The organism is Streptomyces sp. NPDC053750 (assembly GCF_044544295.1).
Lineage (GTDB): Bacteria > Actinomycetota > Actinomycetes > Streptomycetales > Streptomycetaceae > Streptomyces.
Genome location: NZ_JBITXB010000005.1, coordinates 197038 through 214086, shown reverse-complemented (window position 1 = coordinate 214086; position 17049 = coordinate 197038). Strand labels below are relative to the sequence as shown.

The window sequence follows — 17049 nt, the reverse complement described above, 5'->3', positions numbered from 1 at the left end:
ATGAGCGGATGCTCAGGTTCATGTTCGTCGGTGACTCCATGACGATCGGAAGCGCCGGCGAACACACGTGGCGCTACCGGATGTGGCAGCACCTGCGCGACTCCTACGGCCGCCCCTTCACCTTCGTCGGCCCCCGCGAGACGCTGCACGACCACTCGACGGACGCGCCCACCTCGTACGCCTACGCCGCCCCCGACTTCCCCCGCGCCCACCTGGCCGGCTGGGGCGAGGGCTGGCACCACATGGCCCCGCTGATCGGTGAGACGGTACGCGCCTTCCGCGCGGACGTGCTCCTGGTCTCCCTGGGCCTGATCGACCTCGGCTTCTACACGAACGCGGAGCAGACCGCGGCCAACGTCCGCGCCTTCGTGACGGACGCGCGCGCGGCGAACCCGCGCATCCGCATGGCCGTGATGCCGGTGCTGCACAACATCCGGGTGGACGCGGACGACACCTTCGCCGAGCAGGTCGCCCACTTCAACGAACTGCTCGTGAAGACCGCCGCCGACCTCGACACCCCGGGCTCCCCGCTGCTGCTCGTCCCGCCGCCGCCCGCGTACGACTTCCACACGGACACCTACGACGGCACGCACCCCAACGAGAGCGGCGAGCACCGCATCGCGGAGGCGTTCGCGACGGCGATGGACGAGGAGTGGGGGCTGGGCGGGCCCTACTCCCCCGCCTCGTAGGCCGCCCGGATCTCCCGGACCAGCCGGTCGGCACAGGACCGCACGGACCGGCCGCTCCAGTTCTCCGTCTCCTGCCCGAGGTAGACGGCGCGCGCGTGGGCGAGCGGCGGCCGGTACGAGGCGGGCAGCCGCCCAAGAGCCCAAGCCGCCGCCGCGTCCTTCGACCGGATGTCTCCGGTGACGAGCGTGCTCCAGACGCGGGCGAGGGTGAGCAGCACGTTGCGCGTGTCCGACTCCACCTCGGCCATCAGCTCCGGCACCCCCGCGACGATCGCGCGCCGCAGGTCCGTGTGCGGAACGGGGTCGAGCAGGGTCGCGGGCGGCGGGCCGTACAGCGGCGCGTCGGCGCGCAGCACCATCGTCAGGAGCGGGGCCAGGTCGGGGTCGTCCTCGGGCTCCGGGACGGCGCCGCGTTCGTAGGCGTCGCGCAGCCACTCGCCGTACAGGTACTCCCGGCGGGGCGGATACCGCCAGGGCCGGACCTCGTCCCGCACGACGGCGATCAGCTCGACGGGACGCCCTTCACCGCCGGACACGCCGAGCAACTCCCCGGTGAGCCGCGCGCGTTGCCCGTACGTCGTCGGACGCGCCAGGACGACGAGCAGATCGAGGTCGCTGTACGGGCGCAGCCCGCCGAGGGTGCCCGAGCCGTGCGCGTAGACGCCGAGCACGTCGTCGTCACCGAGGTGACGCCGGACGAGGGCGACGAGGTGGTCGGTGCGGTCCCGCTCTGGCATATGCGCGTCCTCCCGTGTCCCGGTCGCCGTGCGTATCGTTGTACCGCGCGGCTGCTCCCGCCCGGGGGACGGCCGGGGAGGAGCGCCACGATGACCGTCCTTGAAGACAGGATCGCCATGGCCGACGCCAACACCCAGCGCCTGGACGAGTGGTTCGAGCGGCTGGAGCGGATGCCCGTCCCCGAAGGATTCAGGGTCGAGATCGTCGGGGGCAGCGTCCACATGACACCGCAGCGGGACACGCACTGGGAAATCATCCGCCGGATCGTACGGCCCATCGAGGACCGGTTCGGCATGAACGTCGCCGTCTTCTCGGACGTCCGCATCGACTTCCCCGGCCATGAGAACGGCTTCTGCCCCGACGTGGCCAAGCTCTGCGACGGGGCGAAGCGGGATGAAAGCGGCCACTGGCGCCACCAGGACGTCGAGTTCGTGGCCGAGGTCATCTCACAGGGCACCGCTGCCAACGACTACGGCCCCAAGAAGCTCGCCTACGCCACCGCCGAGGTCCCCCTGTACCTCATCGCCGACCCGTACCAGGGCCGCTGCCACATCTTCACGCACCCCAAGGACGGCGACTACACCACCGAGACCCGCGTCGCCTTCGGACAGGATCTGGACCTCACCGACACCGTCCTCGGCCTCACCCTCAGGACCGACACCTTCCCCCGCGACTGACCGACCGAATCCGCTTGCCTGGAGCGCACTCCAAGCCGTTGGCTTGGGGGCCATGGAGTACACGCAGCTCGGACGCACGGGACTCAAGGTCAGCCGGCTCGTCCTCGGGACCATGAACTTCGGTCCGCAGACGGACGAGGCCGACAGCCACGCGATCATGGACGCGGCGCTGGACGCCGGCATCAACTTCTTCGACACCGCCAACGTGTACGGCTGGGGCGAGAACAAGGGCCGCACCGAGGAGATCATCGGCAACTGGTTCGCCCAGGGCGGCGACCGGCGCGAGAAGACCGTCATCGCCACCAAGGTGTACGGCAACATGGGCGCCGACGGCGAGGCCTGGCCCAACCACGACAAGCTGTCCGCGGTGAACATCCGGCGGGCGGTCGACGCCAGCCTCAAGCGGCTGCGGACGGACCACATCGACCTGTACCAGTTCCACCACATCGACCGCGCCACCGGATTCGACGAGATCTGGCAGGCCATCGACGTACTGGTCCAGCAGGGCAAGATCCTCTACGCCGGGTCCTCCAACTTCCCCGGCTACAAGATCGCCCAGGCCAACGAGACCGCCGCCCGGCGCGGCGGCACCATCGGCCTGGTGAGCGAGCAGTGCCTGTACAACCTGGCCGAGCGCCGCGCCGAGATGGAGGTCATCCCGGCCGCGCAGGACTACGGCCTCGGGGTCATCCCCTGGTCACCGCTGCACGGCGGGCTGCTCGGCGGCGTGATCAAGAAGGAGGTCCAGGGCGGGCGCCGTGCCTCCGGGCGGGCGGCCGACACCCTGGCCGACCCCGCGAAGCGGGCGCAGATCCAGGCGTACGAGGACCTGCTCGACAAGCACGACGTCGAGCCCGGCGAGGCCGCCCTGGCGTGGCTGCTGACCCGGCCCGGCGTGACCGGCCCGATCGTCGGTCCGCGCACCGCCGAGCAGCTCACGTCGGCGCTGCGGGCCGTGGAGCTGGAGCTGTCGGAGGAGCTGCTGACCGGGCTGGACGAGATCTTCCCGGGGCCGGGGCCCTCACCGGAGGCGTTCGCCTGGTAGCGGAGTGACGTGGTGAGCGGGGCGCCGGCCGCCGCACGGCTGCTCAGCCGAGGGCCGCCGCCACCGCCACCACCACGAGCATCAGTACGAGCACACCGGCCATGATCCGGTTACGGGTCTTCGGGTCCACGTGTCCGAGCCTAACCGGACGCGCCGAGCGGGCTGCGGGCGACCGCCTCGTAACGGGGCTGCTCGCCCGGCACCCCGGACGTCGGCAGGTTGCTGCGCACCAGCGCCAGGTCCGTCACGGTCCAGGTGCGGCTGGTGAAGCCGTCCAGCGCATCGACGTAGGGGCGCACGTCGTACGCGTCCCGGCTGCGGGCCAGCGTCAGGTGGGGGTGGTAGCGCCGGTGCTGCCCCATCGGGACGCCCGCCCTGCGCGCCGCCGACTCCGCGCGGTCGGCGAGCAGCCGCAGCGTCGTGAGATCACCCTCCGCTCCCGCCCACAGGGCCCGCCCGTGCCCGAACTGACCGCCCCCGCGCAGCGCCAGCCCGAAGGGCGCGGTCCGCCGGGCAGCCCGCTCCAGGCGGGCCGACAGATCCGGTACGAGCTCGTCGTCGACCTCGCCGTAGAAGGCGAGGGTGAAGTGCCAGCCGGGGCGGCCGGTCCAGCGCAGCCGGTCGGCGCCGGGCAGCTTCTTCAGCGCGGCCACTTCGGCGGCGAGGGAAGCGGCGACGTCCTCGGGGGGCAGTACGGCGGCGAACAGTCTCATGGACCCCCAGTCTGCCCGCATGACCCCACGACGACCCGGGCGCCGGCTACGCCGCCCGCGCCAGCTCCTCCCGGCGCTCGCGCGGCACGAAGCGCACCTGCGGGTGCCCCCGGTGCCAGCCGACCGACAGGCGCAGGTTGCCCACGCGCGCCAGGACCAGGCCGATGACGAGCGCTGCCACGGCCGCGACCGCGCCGCCCGCGGCGAAGCCCGCGCGGGCGCCGTAGGTGTCGGTGACCCAGCCGACGATCGGGGCGCCGACCGGGGAGCCGCCCAGGAAGACCATCATGTAGAGGGCCATCACGCGGCCGCGCATGGCCGGGTCGGTGGACATCTGGATGCTGGTGTTGGCGGTGACGTTCACCGTCATGCTGAAGACGCCGAGGGGGATCATCAGCAGCGCGAACAGCCACAGCTCGGGTGCCGTCGCCGCCACGATCTCCAGGGCGCCGAAGGCGAGCGCCGCCGCGATCAGGACGCGCAGCCGGGCCGTGCCGCGCCGGGCGGCGAGCAGGGCGCCGGCGAGGGAGCCGACGGCCATGAGGGTGTTGAAGAGGCTGTAGGCCCCGGCGCCCGCGTCGAAGACGTCGTCGGCGAAGGCGGACAGGAAGACCGGGAAGTTGAAGCCGAAGGTGCCGATGAAGCCGACCAGAGTGATGGTCCAGATCAGCTCGGGGCGGCCGGCGACGTAGTGCAGGCCCTCCCGCAGCTGGCCCTTGCCGCGCGGCGTGCGCTCGACGGCGTGCAGGTCGCGGGCGCGCATCAGCAGCAGGCAGCCGAGCGGCGCGACGAAGGACAGACCGTTGGCGAGGAACGCCCAGCCGGTGCCCACGCCGGTGATCATCAGGCCGGCGACGGCGGGGCCGACGAGGCGTGCGGACTGGAAGTTGGCCGAGTTGAGGCTGACCGCGTTCTGCAGCTGGTCCCGGCCGACCAGCTCGGAGACGAAGGACTGGCGTGCCGGGTTGTCGACGACCGTGGCCAGGCCCATCGCGAAGGCGGCGACGTACACGTGCCAGACCTCGACGTGGCCGGTCAGGGTGAGGACGGCGAGGAAGAGCGCGGTCAGGGCCATCGCCGACTGGGTGACCAGCAGCGTGGGCCGCTTGCGCAGGCGGTCGACGAGGACGCCGCCGTAGAGACCGAAGAGCAGCATCGGCAGGAACTGCAGGGCCGTGGTGATACCGACGGCGGCCGAGGAGCCGGTGAGGCTGAGCACCAGCCAGTCCTGGGCGATGCGCTGCATCCAGGTGCCGATGTTGGAGACGACCTGCCCCAGGAAGAACAGGCGGTAGTTCCTGACCTTCAGGGAGGAGAACATCGAGGTCTTGCGAGGGGCGTCGGGGGTGGTGGTGGTCGGGTCGTCGGGGCCGTCAGGTGCGGGGGCGGAAGCTGCTCCGGATCCCGTACTCAAAAGGGTTCGCCTCCTCGCGAGAACTGCTTACTTGTGTGCGAGCTTCTCCAGCACGGGGGCGGCGGCGCGCAGTTTCGCCCACTCGTCCTCGTCGAGTCCCTCGACCAGCGTGGCCAGGAACGCGTTCCGCTTGCGGCGGCTCTCCTCGAGCATCACCACGGCCTGCTCGGTCTGTGTCACGACCTTCTGCCGCCGGTCCTCGGGGTGCGGCTCCAGCCGGACCAGCCCCTTGGCCTCGAGGAGCGCCACGATGCGGGTCATCGAGGGCGGCTGGACGTGTTCCTTGCGGGCGAGCTCGCCCGGGGTCGCGCTGCCGCAGTTGGACAGGGTGCCGAGCACCGACATCTCGGTGGGGCTGAGCGACTCGTCGACCCGCTGGTGCTTGAGCCGACGGGACAACCGCATCACGGCGGAGCGCAGGGAGTTCACGGCGGCGGCGTCGTCGCCATGCTTGAGGTCCGGCATGTTCCTTAGCGTAACTCATTAGTCTCGCGAAATACCAACGCTCACTCGCCCGCCTGCCCGTGACGCCCGCCACGGAAACCCACGATTCACCCGTACGAGTGAGCCGTTTCCGGAAATCGGAGCGTCACCCGGTCCCCGGGGCGACCCTCGTGCCCATGGGGACCAGCGTGCTCAGCCTGCGGATGGACGGGGAGCTGCTCGAAAGGCTCCGGCACCATGCGGCGAAAAGAGGAATGAGCGTCCAGGACTATGTCGTCCGGACGCTCATTCGTGATGACTTCGACCAGCGGTTCCAGTCCGCCGTGGAGGAGACGGAACGGTTCTACGGGGTGCCGTGACCCGAGGGTCAGGTCAGACCCAGGGCCGGCATCAGGTAGTAGAAGGCGAACACCGCCGACACCGCGTACATCGTGACCGGGACCTCGCGGCCCCGCCCGACGGCCAGGCGCAGCACCGAGAAGGCGATGAAGCCCATGCCGATGCCGTTGGTGATCGAGTAGGTGAACGGCATCATCAGCATCGTCACGAAGGCCGGGATCGCGATCGTGAAGTCGCTCCAGTCGATCTCCCCGATCGAGCCGGCCAGGATCAGGAAGCCGACCGCGACCAGCGCCGGGGTGGCCGCCTGGGACGGCACCATCGTGGCGACCGGCGTGAGGAAGAGGGCCAGCGCGAACAGCGCGCCGCTGACGATGTTCGCGAAGCCGGTGCGGGCGCCCTCGCCGACGCCGGCCGTGGACTCCACGAAGCAGGTCGTCGCCGAGGCGGAACTGGCACCACCCGTGGCCACCGCGATGCCGTCGACGAAGAGGACCTTGTTGATGCCCGGCATCTGGCCCTCGCCGTCGGTCAGCTTCGCCTCGTCGCCGACCGCCATGATCGTGCCCATCGCGTCGAAGAAGCACGACAGCAGGACGGTGAAGACGAACAGCACGCCGGTCAGGACGCCGACCTTCTCGAACCCGCCGAACAGGCTGACCTCGCCGACCAGGCCGAAGTCCGGGGCGGAGACGGGGTTGCCGGGCCACTCCGGGGTGGTCAGACCCCAGGAGGGGACGTCGGCGACCGCGTTGATGATCATCGCGATGATGGTCATCACGACGATCGAGATCAGGATCGCACCGGGCGTCCGGCGGACGATCAGCGCCAGGGTCAGCAGCACACCGAGGACGAAGACCAGCACCGGCCAGCCGAGCAGATGGCCGCCCGTGCCGAGCTGGAGCGGGACCGTGGTCTGCGCGGCGTCGGGCATGCGGGTGACGAACCCGGAGTCGACGAGCCCGATCAGCATGATGAACAGGCCGATACCGATGGCGATGGCCTTGCGCAGGCCGAAGGGCACGGCGTTCATGACACGCTCACGCAGACCGGTGGCGACCAGCAGCATGACGACGAAGCCCGCCAGCACCACCATGCCCATGGCGTCCGGCCAGGACATCCGCGGGGCGAGCTGGAGGGCGACGACCGAGTTCACGCCGAGGCCGGCGGCGAGCGCGATCGGGACGTTGCCGATGACGCCCATGAGGAGCGTGGTGAACGCCGCCGTCAGCGCGGTGGCGGTGACCAGCTGGCTGTTGTCCAGCTGGTGGCCGTACATGTCCTTCGCGCTGCCCAGGATGATCGGGTTCAGCACGATGATGTAGGCCATCGCGAAGAAGGTCGCGAAACCGCCGCGGATCTCGCGGGGCAGCGTGCTGCCGCGCTCGGAGATCCTGAAGTAGCGGTCGAGGGCGTTCTGCGGGGGCCGCCGGTCTTCCGGCGACTCGGGGGACGGGGGGACCTTGGCGGAGGCCGAGGTGGACATGCGGGACCTCATGCACCAACAGGTTCCCCCACGGCCTTGTCGGTGTTCCTATTGGTGGTTTCTACGAATGAAAGCGGTCAGAGACAAACGGGTTCAGTATGAACGTATGAGCCCCTGATCGCTATCTCCGCGCGTAGACCCGCATGGCGCCGCGCCGTCAAGCCGTCGGCTCCCTCCTCGTAAGCTGTACGCATGACGAAGTGGACACCCACGCACGAGGCGCCGGAGCCCCTGGAGGGCCCCGTGGTTCCGACCATCATCGGCGGCACCGTCCTCTGGTTCGTCCTCTTCCTCGTGCAGCTCCCCTTCTACGGCTGGTTCGACGACCACGGGCACACCTGGTGGGTGTGGACCTGCCTGGCCGGCGGCGGGCTCGGTCTGATCGGCGTCTGGTACGTGCGCAAGCGCGACGCCGCGATCAAGAGGGACGCCGCGATCAGGCAGGCGGCGGCGCGGGACGCCGCGTAGTACCACGGCATCATCGCCCGGGCCGCCCCGTCCTCCCCGGGTCGGATCTTCCTCGCATTCGGCGGGTGAAGCCGTAAAGCCGCACGTACCGTCGAATGCATGACGCATCTCGACGCGGACGACCGAATCGATCCCGCGGACCCTGTGCACGCCCTCTCCCCGGCGACCGGGCTGACCGCGGCGGCCGTCGCCGAACGGGTCGCGCGCGGTGAGGTCAACGACGTACCGGTGCGCAGCAGCCGTTCGCTGGCCGACATCGTCCGCGCCAACGTCTTCACCCGTTTCAACGCGATCATCGGCGTGCTCTGGGTGATCATGCTGATCGTCGCGCCGATCCAGGACAGCCTGTTCGGCTTCGTGATCCTCGCCAACACCGGCATCGGCATCATCCAGGAGTGGCGGGCGAAGAAGACCCTCGACTCCCTGGCCCTGATCGGCGAGGTCCGGCCGACCGTGCGCCGGGACGGGACGGCCGTCGAGGTGAGCACGTCCCGGATCGTGCTGGACGACGTCATCGAGATCGGCCCAGGGGACAAGATCGTCGTCGACGGCGTCTGCGTCGAGGCGGACGGGCTGGAGATCGACGAGTCGCTGCTGACCGGTGAGGCCGACCCGGTGGTCAAGCAGCCGGGGGACGAGGTGATGTCCGGCAGCTTCGTGGTCGCGGGCGGCGGCGCGTTCCGGGCGACCAAGGTGGGGCGCGAGGCGTACGCCGCGCAGCTCGCCGAGGAGGCCTCCCGCTTCACCCTGGTCCAGTCCGAGCTGCGCTCCGGCATCTCCACCATCCTGAAGTACGTCACCTGGATGATGGTCCCGACCGCGATCGGCCTGATCGTCAGCCAGCTGGTCGCCAAGGACAACGAGCTGGACGACTCCGTCGCGCGGACGGTCGGCGGCATCGTGCCGATGGTCCCGGAGGGACTGGTCCTGCTCACCTCCGTCGCCTTCGCGATCGGCGTCGTCCGGCTCGGCCGCAAGCAGTGCCTGGTCCAGGAGCTGCCCGCCATCGAGGGCCTGGCCCGCGTCGACACCGTCTGCCTGGACAAGACCGGCACCCTCACCGAGGGCGGCATGGACGTCACCCACCTGCGGATGCTCGACGGTGCCGACGAGGCCTACGTCCGCACGGTGCTCGGCGCCCTCGGCGAGTCCGACCCGCGCCCCAACGCCTCCCTCCAGGCGATCATCGACGCCTACCCGCTCGCCGAGTTCGACGGCGAGTGGCGCTGCACGGAGTCCCTGCCCTTCTCGTCCGCCCGCAAGTACAGCGGCGCCACCTTGGGCGAGGGCGACGGCACCTCCAGTACGTGGCTGCTGGGCGCGCCGGACGTGCTGCTCGCCGAGGACGACCCCGCCCTCGCCGAGACCGGGCGGCTCAACGAGCAGGGCCTGCGGGTGCTGCTGCTCGCCCGCGCCGTCCGCGACCTGGACGACCCCGAGGTGGCCGAGGGGGTCACGGCGACCGCGCTGGTCGTCCTGGAGCAGCGGCTGCGCCCGGACGCCGCCGACACCCTGCGCTACTTCGACGAGCAGAACGTCCGGGCCAAGGTCATCTCCGGCGACAACGCGGTGTCGGTCGGCGCGGTCGCCGCCAAGCTCGGGCTGTCCGGCGCCACCGTCGACGCGCGCCGACTGCCCGCCGCGCGGGAGGAGATGGCAGGGGCGCTCGACGAGGGCACGGTGTTCGGGCGGGTCACCCCGCAGCAGAAGCGGGACATGGTGGGCGCCCTCCAGTCACGCGGCCACACGGTCGCCATGACCGGCGACGGCGTGAACGACGTCCTCGCGCTGAAGGACGCCGACATCGGCGTGGCGATGGGCTCGGGCTCGGAGGCCACCCGGGCGGTCGCGCAGATCGTGCTGCTCAACAACAGCTTCGCCACGCTGCCGTCGGTGGTCGCCGAGGGCCGCCGGGTCATCGGCAACATCACCCGGGTCGCGACCCTGTTCCTGGTCAAGACCGTGTACTCGGTGCTGCTGGCGATCCTGGTGGTCTGCTCGCAGGTGGAGTATCCGTTCCTGCCCCGGCACCTCACCCTGCTCTCCACGCTCACCATCGGCGTCCCGGCCTTCTTCCTGGCCCTCGCCCCGAACAGGGAACGGGCCAAGCCGCACTTCGTACGGCGGGTGATGCGGTACGCGATCCCGGGCGGGGTGGTGGCCGCGACGGCGACCTTCGCGACGTACCTGGTGGCCCGGCAGCACTACTCCGGGCCCGGGGCGCTGGACGCGGAGACGAGCGCGGCGACGCTGACGCTGTTCCTGATCTCGATGTGGGTACTGGCGATCATCGCGCGGCCCTACACGTGGTGGCGGGTGGGCCTGGTGGCGACGATGGGCCTGGGTTTCGTGGTGGTGCTGGTGGTGCCGTGGTTGCAGGACTTCTTCGCGCTGAAGCTGGTGGGGGTGACGATGCCGTGGACTGCCGTCGGCATCGCGGTGGCGGGAGCGGGGCTGTTGGAGCTGGCGTGGAGGTGGGTGGACCGGCGCATTCCAGCGTGACGGTCCGTTGTTCGCTGCGGCGCCGTCGTGGCTGGTCGCGCCCACGCGGCGGAGCCGCATGTCGAACACGGCCCCGCCAACCGCATGGTGCTGTACCTCAGTCGAACCAGCGGTCCCGCGCCAGTTCCTCCGTGCGGGACTCGTCCTCCAGGAGCGCCGCCACCTCGAACCGCCGCGGCCACTGCCCCGCCGCCCAGGCGAGCCCCGCGGCGACGCCCTCCAGCGTCGCCGCGTGCACCGCACCGTCGTCCGTCATGCGCCAGTCGATCTCCACGCCGTCGACGACCAGCTCCTCGTGCTCCACGTACGAGACCGGGGTCCGGGCCCCGAGCAGCACCCGCACGGGCTCCGGTACGGCGTGCTCGGTGCCCTCGGAGTCCACCCGTCCGGTGACGGACTCGCTCAGCCGCCGCACCTGGAACAGCTCCGCCAGGTCCGCGGCCCGCGCCGGCCGTACGGGCAGCAGCGGGACGCCCGACGTGAACGGCAGCAGGTCGGGCGAGTCCACCACCACGGCGTCGGCGGCGTCCACGACCTCCACCCGGCCGTCCACCACGGCCCGCACCTCGTCCGGCAGGGTCACCTGCTCCGGTTCCAGCTCGGCCAGCGCGCCGTACAGGGCGTGCAGCTGGGCGGCCGTGACCGGGCGGTCGGGGTCGGCGAGGCGGTCCAGCAGCTCGGCCGCGCCGCCGGGCTCGTCGAGGAGGGCGGCCACCGACGTGCGGACGCCCAGCGCCCGCAGTACCTGCTCGTCCTCGAAGCCGGTGGCGTCGGCCTCGTCGTACAGGCCGCGCAGCAGCGGGTCGCCGCCCGCCGCGCGCAGGCCGGCCGGGCGCCGCCCGCCGAGCACCGGGTGGCCGCGCAGCCACCACGCGGTGTAGGGCCGTACGACCTCGTGGGTGCCGTCGTGGAGCAGGATGCGGACCGGCTGGACCAGTGCGTCGCGCAGGGGCGGCCGGGACAGCAGGGCGAGGGCCTCGGGCCACCGGTCGTCGGCCACGAGGTCCAGGTCGCGGACGGCGACGATCTCGGTGGCGACCGGCGGGACGGGACTGTCCGGGAAGCGGTCGAGGACGTCCTCGCTCCAGACGTCCACGGCGTCCAGCAGGCCCGCGTCGTCGGGTTCGGCGAAGTCGCCCTCGCGGGGCTCGAGTTCGTCGGGGTCGAGGACGACGTCGGTGGCGCGGACGAGTGCGAAGGTGACCAGGACACCGCAGGCGGCCAGCGGCTCCGGCCCCCACTTCTCGGCCAGCTCCGCGTCCACGGCGGCGAGTTCGTCCTCGCGCATGACCTGGGCGAAGGGGCTGCCGGGGAAGACGAGTTCGCCCGCCGGAGAGAGTTCGCCGTCCTCGTCGGGCAGGGCGAGCGCGCCGAGCCAGGGCTCGTCCCCGGGGTCGAGTCCGGCGTCGCGGACCAGGCCGAGGACGGTGTCGGCCAGTTCGTCGGCGTCGAGGGTGTCCTCCTCCCAGTTCGTGCCGCCCTCGTCCTCCAGGGACGCGGCGACGGCGGCGCGCACCTGCGGGGTGGTGAGCACGGCGCGCGGGGTGGCCGCGAGGGCGCCGAGCTTCTCCAGGAGCGGATGGGCGGCGTCCGGGTGGGCGACCTTCAGGCCGAGGCGGGTGAGGACCTCCGGGTCGAGGGAGGCGGCCTCCGGGGAGGGCAGGAGCACCTGCCGGGGGCCGATGGTCGTACGGCCGTCCGCGAGCGGCACGGGCAGCCCGGACAGCCGGTCGGGATCCACCCCGGCGAGGCTGTCGTAGAGCCGCCGCCACCAGGCGGGGGCCTTCTCCAGTCCGGCCAGGCGGTCGATCGCGTCGGTCAGCGGCACCCGGGCCACGCCCAGCGTGCGCAGCTCCGTACGGCGTTCCAGCCCCGCGGGCAGCAGGGTGGGCAGCACCTCGGCGAGGACCCGTACGGTGTCGGCGCCCGCGCCCTCCACCACCTCGGCGTCGCGGGGCCGCAGGGACTCGGGCAGCTCCGGGTCGTCCTCGCGGGGCGGGGCGGCGGGCGGCAGGAACGAGGTGCGGGGCAGCCGTGCGAGGATCGCCTGCCGCAGCGCGCCGTCCAGCTCGCCCTTGCCCAGCGGGCCGGGCACCAGGTCGATGAGACCGGCGGCGACCGGCCGCCAGTCGGCGAGCAGCCCGGCGTAGGCGTCCGCGGCGCGCTCCGTCAGGAAGTCGGTCAGAGGGCCGCGCGCGGCGTGCCGGCGGGTGGAGTCCAGCGGGAAGGACGCGATGAGCAGGGCGGGCACGCCGAGGGGCTCGTCGCTGGGCGTGGGCGCGTGGACGACGGGGCTGGTGCGGGGCCGCTCGGGGCCGCCGTCGGCGTCCACGGGCACCGCCCAGGTCACGGACCAGTGGGGGCGCAGCCGCTCCTCCACCGGCCGGTCGGCGAGGAGGTCGGGGGTGAGGGGGCCGTGCGCGGCGGCGGTGCGCCAGCGGGTGACGCCCTCCCGGGAGTCCTCCACGACGGTCAGCGGGCCCTCGGTACGGCGGGACAGCGTGCGCACGTCGTCCGCGACCTCGACCACGACCTCCTGAAGGCCCGGCAGGGCCAGGAGCAGGGCGTCGTCCACGGCGTGCAGGAGCCGTTCGGCGAGGTCGGCGGCGGCCGTGTCGCGCAGCGGGAGGATGACGGCGGTGTCGTACGGGTCGGGGGCGCTGCCCTCGGCGGGGAACGGCAGCCGCAGCAGCGGGACGTGTCCGTCGCGCCGCCGGATCTCGTCGCCCAGGCCGGGGCTGTGCCGCGCGGTGTCGGCGGCCAGGTCGCGGGCCTCGGCCAGGGACCAGCGCACCCCGCCGTGCCGGGCGACGACGGCGGGTTCGTCGGTGACGGCCAGGACGGCGGCGAAGCCCACCCCGAACCGGCCGACCGCGCCGGCCGCGGCGTCCCGCTTGGCGGAGGCGCGCAGCGTGGACAGCGACTCGACGCCGGCCGCGTCCAGCGGGGCGCCGGTGTTGGCGGCGACGAGGACACCGTCGCGCAGGGTGAGCCGGAGCCGGCCGGGCACACCGGCCCGGGCCGCGGCGTCGGCGGCGTTCTGCGCGAGCTCGACGACCAGCCGGTCGCGGTAGCCGCCGAGGACGAGGTCCTCCTCCGCGTTGGCGTCCTCACGGAACCGGGCCGGGCTCGTCGCCCAGGCGTCCAGCACCCCGCGCCGCAGACGTGCCGTACCGAACGGGTCCGCGCCCTCGGCAGCAGGCCGTACGAACATGCTCACGGTGACTCTCCTCATCGACGGACCACGAAGGTACCGCCCTGCGAGCCTGTCCCGCGTCCGAGGACGGGGCTCGCGCTACGAGTGCCCCAGCTCCGCCGACGCCTCGTCCTCGGCCACGGGGACCGAACCGGAGTCGGCCGCCGGGCGCAGCGGGAACGGGTCGACCCGCGTCTCGTCGATCACCGGCGGAGCCACCCGCGGCGGCTTCGGCATGACCGCGGCCTCGGAGTGCCCGCCGCACCCGTAGGCCAGCGACACCACGTGCCCGTCGGCCGGCGAGAACTCGTTGGCGCACACCCCGAAGGCCTGCCCCAGCGAGCCGCCGATCCGCGCCAGGAAGCCGCAGCTCACACAGGAGGCGGGGGCCGCCTGGGCCATCGCGGTCTTCGGGCCGTAGCCCTCCTCCCAGCGGTCCGCGGCGACATGCAGCCCGTACCGGGAGAGCACCCGCGCGCGGCGCATGCCCAGCTCCTCGGCGACCGCCGCGATCGTGCCGCGGGCCGGGGCGGTCCGCAGCTCGGCGGGCGGCCCTGCGGTGACCTCGGCGTCCTCGGCCTCGACCAGGTCGGCCATCTCGTGGGACACGGCGGAGTTCGGCGGCGGCTCGTCCTCGCCGGTCCAGCCGGGCTCGAGCCGCAAATCCTCCGCGTCGGTGGGCAGCAGGTCGCCGGGGCCCATGTCGCCGGGGCGCAGCCGCTCGCTCCACGGCACCCACTCGGGGGCGAGGAGGGCGTCGGGGCCGGGCAGCAGGACCGCCTCGTCCACCGTGACGATCTTGGCGCGGGAGGCGCGGGCCACGGTCACGGCCCAGCGCCAGCCGCGGTACCCCAGCTCCTTGCAGGCGAAGTAGTGCGTGACGACCCGGTCGCCCTCCGACACCATGCCCTCGTGCTCGCCGACGACGCCGGGGGCGGCGGCCTCCTCGGCTGCGGCGCGGGCGAGGTCGACGGCCTCGGCGCACAGACGGTCAGGGGTGCGGCTTCGCGTTGTCGCTGCGCTCACAGGTATCGCTTCTCTCCATACGCCGTCTCACGAGTGCGCCGCTGCCTGCGAGGGGCGGACGGAGCGGACCTGTGGACCGCGTCGACGTCCGCGCCCGATCGCGCTCGGGCACACCTACGTCATCCATTCTGCGGGATGGCCGTAAGGCGCGCGGCCGAGAACGTTCGCCACGGCGCGCTACGCACGCTACCTGCTCATGTGCCCTGGGCCTACACCGACGGGAGTTTCGGCGGGGTACGGACCTGACGTTCCCCGCTGGTGCCGGTGCGGGGGTCACCCGACTCGATCACCGCCATCCGCGCCGTATCAACGCTATAGCCCCGGCTCTCGGGGCACTATGACGGGGTGGCAGCCGCACGCACGGACTTCAGGGGCGGAAGCCGGGGCCGCGCCCCCGGGCGGTTCCGCGTGATCGGCCGTGCCCTGCGCCTGCCGGTGACCGGGACCGCGCGCGGCATCCGCCGGGCGACGCACGCGCACGGCGCCGGCGAGTCGGGCCTCGGCAAGCTGATCGAACTGCACGGGGTGAACGGCGCCGGCGACGTCATGATCACCGTCGCCCTGGCCTCCACCGTCTTCTTCTCCGTCCCGACCGACGAGGCGCGCGGCCGGGTCGCGCTCTACCTCGCGATCACCATGGCGCCGTTCACGCTCCTCGCGCCGGTGATCGGCCCCCTCCTGGACCGCCTGCCGCACGGCCGCCGCGCGGCGATGGCGGCGGCGATGGGCACCCGGGCGCTGCTGGCGCTGGTGCTGTCCGGGGCTGTCATCACCGGCAGCATCGAGATGTACCCGGCCGCGCTCGGCGTGCTGGTGGCCTCGAAGGCGTACGGCGTGGTCAGGAGCGCGGTGGTGCCGCGGCTGCTGCCGCCGCGCTTCTCCCTGGTGAAGGCGAACTCGCGGGTGACGCTGTGCGGGCTGCTCGCCACCGGCGTCGCCGCGCCGATCGCGGCGGGGCTCCAGCAGGTCGGGCCGCGCTGGCCGCTGTACGGCGCCTTCGTGATCTTCGTCGCGGGGACGGTCCTGTCGTTCACGCTGCCGCCGAAGGTGGACTCGGCTCGCGGCGAGGACCGGGCGCTGCTCGCCGCCGACGAGCGGCACCTGCACGGGCCGCACCGCAAGCCGGTCAAGCGTCCCGGGCTGCGCACGGTGGGCCCCGCGGTGACCCACGCGCTGGCCGCCAACGCCGCCATCCGCTGCCTCACCGGCTTCCTGATCTTCTTCCTGGCGTTCCTGCTGCGGGTGCATCCGCTGTCCGGGCAGAGCGCGGCCGTGTCGCTGGGCATCGTGGGCGTCGCGGCCGGCGCCGGCAACGCGCTGGGCACGGCGGTCGGGGCATGGCTGCGCTCCCGCGCACCGGAGATCATCATCGTGACGGTCGTCGCGTTCGTGCTGGGCGCGGCGGTCACCGCCGCGGTGTTCTTCAGCACCGTCCTGGTGGCGTGCCTGGCGGCGGTCGCGGGGTTCGCGCAGGCGCTGGCCAAGCTGTCCCTGGACGCGCTGATCCAGCGGGACGTGCCGGAGCAGGTCCGCACCTCGGCGTTCGCGCGCTCGGAGACGCTGCTCCAGGTCTCCTGGGTGCTGGGCGGGGCGGTCGGCATCGTGCTGCCGCTCAACGGCACGCTGGGCCTGTCGGTGGCCGCCGCGATCATTGCCGCCGGGTGGCTGACGACCGTACGGGGGCTGATCGGCTCGGCGCGGCACGGAGGTCCGGCGCGCCCGAGGGTGGCGTGACCACGCCACGCCGTACCCAGGTGGGGGGACCGCCACGGCCGCCATATAGCCTTCGGCCATGACCACGTTGCCCCGCGGCAATGCCGCTATCGGACACGGCGCCGTGCGACGCCGCCGCGCCGTCGCCGCCGCCGGCGCCGTTTCCGCCGGACTGCTCCTGCTGTCCGCCTGTGACCAGCCGACGCCCATGGCCACGGTCACGGTCGGCAGTGACTCGGTCAGCTCCGAGGCCACCTGCGGTGGCGAGGACAAGGTCCTGGAGACCGCCGAGATCCAGAAGTGCCTGCAGGACGACGACGTCAAGTCCATCGCCGTCGACCCCGACGAGACCGTGCGCTTCGGCGTCGACCCGGACCTCGCGGACAAGCGCTGGACGATCCTGATGAACGGTCAGCAGCTGGTCGACGACACGGACAACACCTACCGCACCGTCCCGGGCAGCGTGTTCTTCAACGCCCAGTACGGCGCCCAGGGCGACTCGACGCTGGTCACCATCAAGGCCGGCGACGGCAAGGACGACAGCGAGGAGGCCACCGGTCTGTGGTCCTTCAAGCTGAAGAAGGACGACTGACCACGTC

15 protein-coding genes are annotated in these 17049 nt (G+C 72.5%); 8 read left to right on the top strand and 7 right to left on the bottom strand.

Going from position 1 to position 17049, the window contains the following annotated elements:
* The first annotated feature begins 8 nt into the window (after positions 1 to 8).
* A complete protein-coding gene (locus tag ACIGO6_RS16855) occupies positions 9 to 689 on the top strand; it encodes a GDSL-type esterase/lipase family protein (RefSeq protein WP_399876381.1) in 681 nt (226 codons plus the stop codon).
* Here ACIGO6_RS16855 and ACIGO6_RS16850 read toward each other — a convergent pair.
* A complete protein-coding gene (locus ACIGO6_RS16850; RefSeq protein ID WP_399876378.1) occupies positions 671 to 1426 on the bottom strand; it encodes an aminoglycoside adenylyltransferase family protein in 756 nt (251 codons plus the stop codon). The genes ACIGO6_RS16855 and ACIGO6_RS16850 overlap by 19 nt on opposite strands.
* A gap of 90 nt (positions 1427 to 1516) precedes the next feature.
* Between ACIGO6_RS16850 and ACIGO6_RS16845 the strand changes: the two genes are divergently transcribed.
* Complete coding sequence (locus ACIGO6_RS16845; protein WP_399876376.1) at positions 1517 to 2104, top strand: Uma2 family endonuclease; 588 nt, start codon at positions 1517 to 1519, stop codon at positions 2102 to 2104.
* Between the two features lie 52 nt (positions 2105 to 2156).
* Positions 2157 to 3149: an aldo/keto reductase gene (locus tag ACIGO6_RS16840; RefSeq protein WP_399876373.1), complete on the top strand. Its 993-nt coding sequence runs from the start codon at positions 2157 to 2159 to the stop codon at positions 3147 to 3149.
* Positions 3150 to 3289: 140 nt separating this feature from the next.
* On the opposite strand, the gene thpR is transcribed toward ACIGO6_RS16840, so the two are convergent.
* From thpR to ACIGO6_RS16825, 3 genes are read right to left on the bottom strand one after another with little or no spacing between them, the layout of a single operon-like run.
* Positions 3290 to 3862, bottom strand: a complete 573-nt coding sequence (gene thpR, locus ACIGO6_RS16835) for an RNA 2',3'-cyclic phosphodiesterase (protein ID WP_399876370.1) — start codon at positions 3860 to 3862, stop codon at positions 3290 to 3292.
* A 46-nt stretch (positions 3863 to 3908) separates the two neighbouring features.
* A complete protein-coding gene (locus tag ACIGO6_RS16830) occupies positions 3909 to 5276 on the bottom strand; it encodes an MFS transporter (RefSeq protein ID WP_399876367.1) in 1368 nt (455 codons plus the stop codon).
* 27 nt (positions 5277 to 5303) lie between these two features.
* A complete protein-coding gene (locus tag ACIGO6_RS16825) occupies positions 5304 to 5741 on the bottom strand; it encodes a MarR family winged helix-turn-helix transcriptional regulator (protein ID WP_003974639.1) in 438 nt (145 codons plus the stop codon).
* Between the two features lie 155 nt (positions 5742 to 5896).
* On the opposite strand from ACIGO6_RS16825, the gene ACIGO6_RS16820 reads away from it, so the two are divergent.
* Positions 5897 to 6079 (top strand): ribbon-helix-helix protein, CopG family, encoded by a 183-nt coding sequence (locus tag ACIGO6_RS16820; protein ID WP_399876365.1) that lies wholly within the window; start codon positions 5897 to 5899, stop codon positions 6077 to 6079.
* A gap of 8 nt (positions 6080 to 6087) precedes the next feature.
* Here ACIGO6_RS16820 and ACIGO6_RS16815 read toward each other — a convergent pair whose 3' ends face one another.
* The gene (locus tag ACIGO6_RS16815) at positions 6088 to 7545 is read right to left on the bottom strand and encodes an NCS2 family permease (RefSeq protein ID WP_399876363.1); all 1458 of its coding nucleotides are present in this window, start codon (positions 7543 to 7545) and stop codon (positions 6088 to 6090) included.
* A 192-nt stretch (positions 7546 to 7737) separates the two neighbouring features.
* On the opposite strand from ACIGO6_RS16815, the gene ACIGO6_RS16810 reads away from it, so the two are divergent.
* Both ACIGO6_RS16810 and ACIGO6_RS16805 read left to right on the top strand, forming a co-directional pair.
* Entirely contained in the window at positions 7738 to 8013 is a 276-nt protein-coding gene (locus ACIGO6_RS16810; RefSeq protein ID WP_399876360.1) for a DUF2530 domain-containing protein, read from the top strand.
* A 99-nt stretch (positions 8014 to 8112) separates the two neighbouring features.
* Positions 8113 to 10515 carry an HAD-IC family P-type ATPase gene (locus tag ACIGO6_RS16805; protein WP_399876357.1) on the top strand — a complete coding sequence of 801 codons (2403 nt, stop codon included), beginning with the start codon at positions 8113 to 8115 and terminating at the stop codon, positions 10513 to 10515.
* Between the two features lie 97 nt (positions 10516 to 10612).
* Here the strand turns inward: ACIGO6_RS16805 and ACIGO6_RS16800 are convergent, their stop codons facing one another.
* Both ACIGO6_RS16800 and ACIGO6_RS16795 read right to left on the bottom strand, forming a co-directional pair.
* Positions 10613 to 13735, bottom strand: a complete 3123-nt coding sequence (locus ACIGO6_RS16800) for a sacsin N-terminal ATP-binding-like domain-containing protein (protein WP_399876355.1) — start codon at positions 13733 to 13735, stop codon at positions 10613 to 10615.
* Between the two features lie 75 nt (positions 13736 to 13810).
* Positions 13811 to 14737, bottom strand: a complete 927-nt coding sequence (locus ACIGO6_RS16795; RefSeq protein ID WP_399876352.1) for a DUF3027 domain-containing protein — start codon at positions 14735 to 14737, stop codon at positions 13811 to 13813.
* A gap of 345 nt (positions 14738 to 15082) precedes the next feature.
* Between ACIGO6_RS16795 and ACIGO6_RS16790 the strand changes: the two genes are divergently transcribed.
* Both ACIGO6_RS16790 and ACIGO6_RS16785 read left to right on the top strand, forming a co-directional pair.
* On the top strand, positions 15083 to 16471 hold the full coding sequence (locus tag ACIGO6_RS16790; RefSeq protein WP_399876351.1) for an MFS transporter: 1389 nt from the start codon (positions 15083 to 15085) through the stop codon (positions 16469 to 16471).
* A gap of 58 nt (positions 16472 to 16529) precedes the next feature.
* Entirely contained in the window at positions 16530 to 17042 is a 513-nt protein-coding gene (locus ACIGO6_RS16785) for a DUF2771 domain-containing protein (RefSeq protein ID WP_399876349.1), read from the top strand.
* Positions 17043 to 17049: the final 7 nt, after the last annotated feature.

Excerpts from the sequence above, each read along its gene's own strand:
- ACIGO6_RS16855 (WP_399876381.1), top strand. The coding sequence starts at position 9 with ATGCTCAGGTTCATGTTCGTCGGTGACTCCATGACGATCGGAAGCGCC.
- ACIGO6_RS16850 (WP_399876378.1), bottom strand. The coding sequence starts at position 1,426 with ATGCCAGAGCGGGACCGCACCGACCACCTCGTCGCCCTCGTCCGGCGT.
- ACIGO6_RS16845 (WP_399876376.1), top strand. The coding sequence starts at position 1,517 with ATGACCGTCCTTGAAGACAGGATCGCCATGGCCGACGCCAACACCCAG.
- ACIGO6_RS16840 (WP_399876373.1), top strand. The coding sequence starts at position 2,157 with ATGGAGTACACGCAGCTCGGACGCACGGGACTCAAGGTCAGCCGGCTC.
- thpR (WP_399876370.1), bottom strand. The coding sequence starts at position 3,862 with ATGAGACTGTTCGCCGCCGTACTGCCCCCCGAGGACGTCGCCGCTTCC.
- ACIGO6_RS16825 (WP_003974639.1), bottom strand. The coding sequence starts at position 5,741 with ATGCCGGACCTCAAGCATGGCGACGACGCCGCCGCCGTGAACTCCCTG.
- ACIGO6_RS16820 (WP_399876365.1), top strand. The coding sequence starts at position 5,897 with ATGGGGACCAGCGTGCTCAGCCTGCGGATGGACGGGGAGCTGCTCGAA.
- ACIGO6_RS16815 (WP_399876363.1), bottom strand. The coding sequence starts at position 7,545 with ATGTCCACCTCGGCCTCCGCCAAGGTCCCCCCGTCCCCCGAGTCGCCG.
- ACIGO6_RS16810 (WP_399876360.1), top strand. The coding sequence starts at position 7,738 with ATGACGAAGTGGACACCCACGCACGAGGCGCCGGAGCCCCTGGAGGGC.
- ACIGO6_RS16805 (WP_399876357.1), top strand. The coding sequence starts at position 8,113 with ATGACGCATCTCGACGCGGACGACCGAATCGATCCCGCGGACCCTGTG.
- ACIGO6_RS16785 (WP_399876349.1), top strand. The coding sequence starts at position 16,530 with ATGACCACGTTGCCCCGCGGCAATGCCGCTATCGGACACGGCGCCGTG.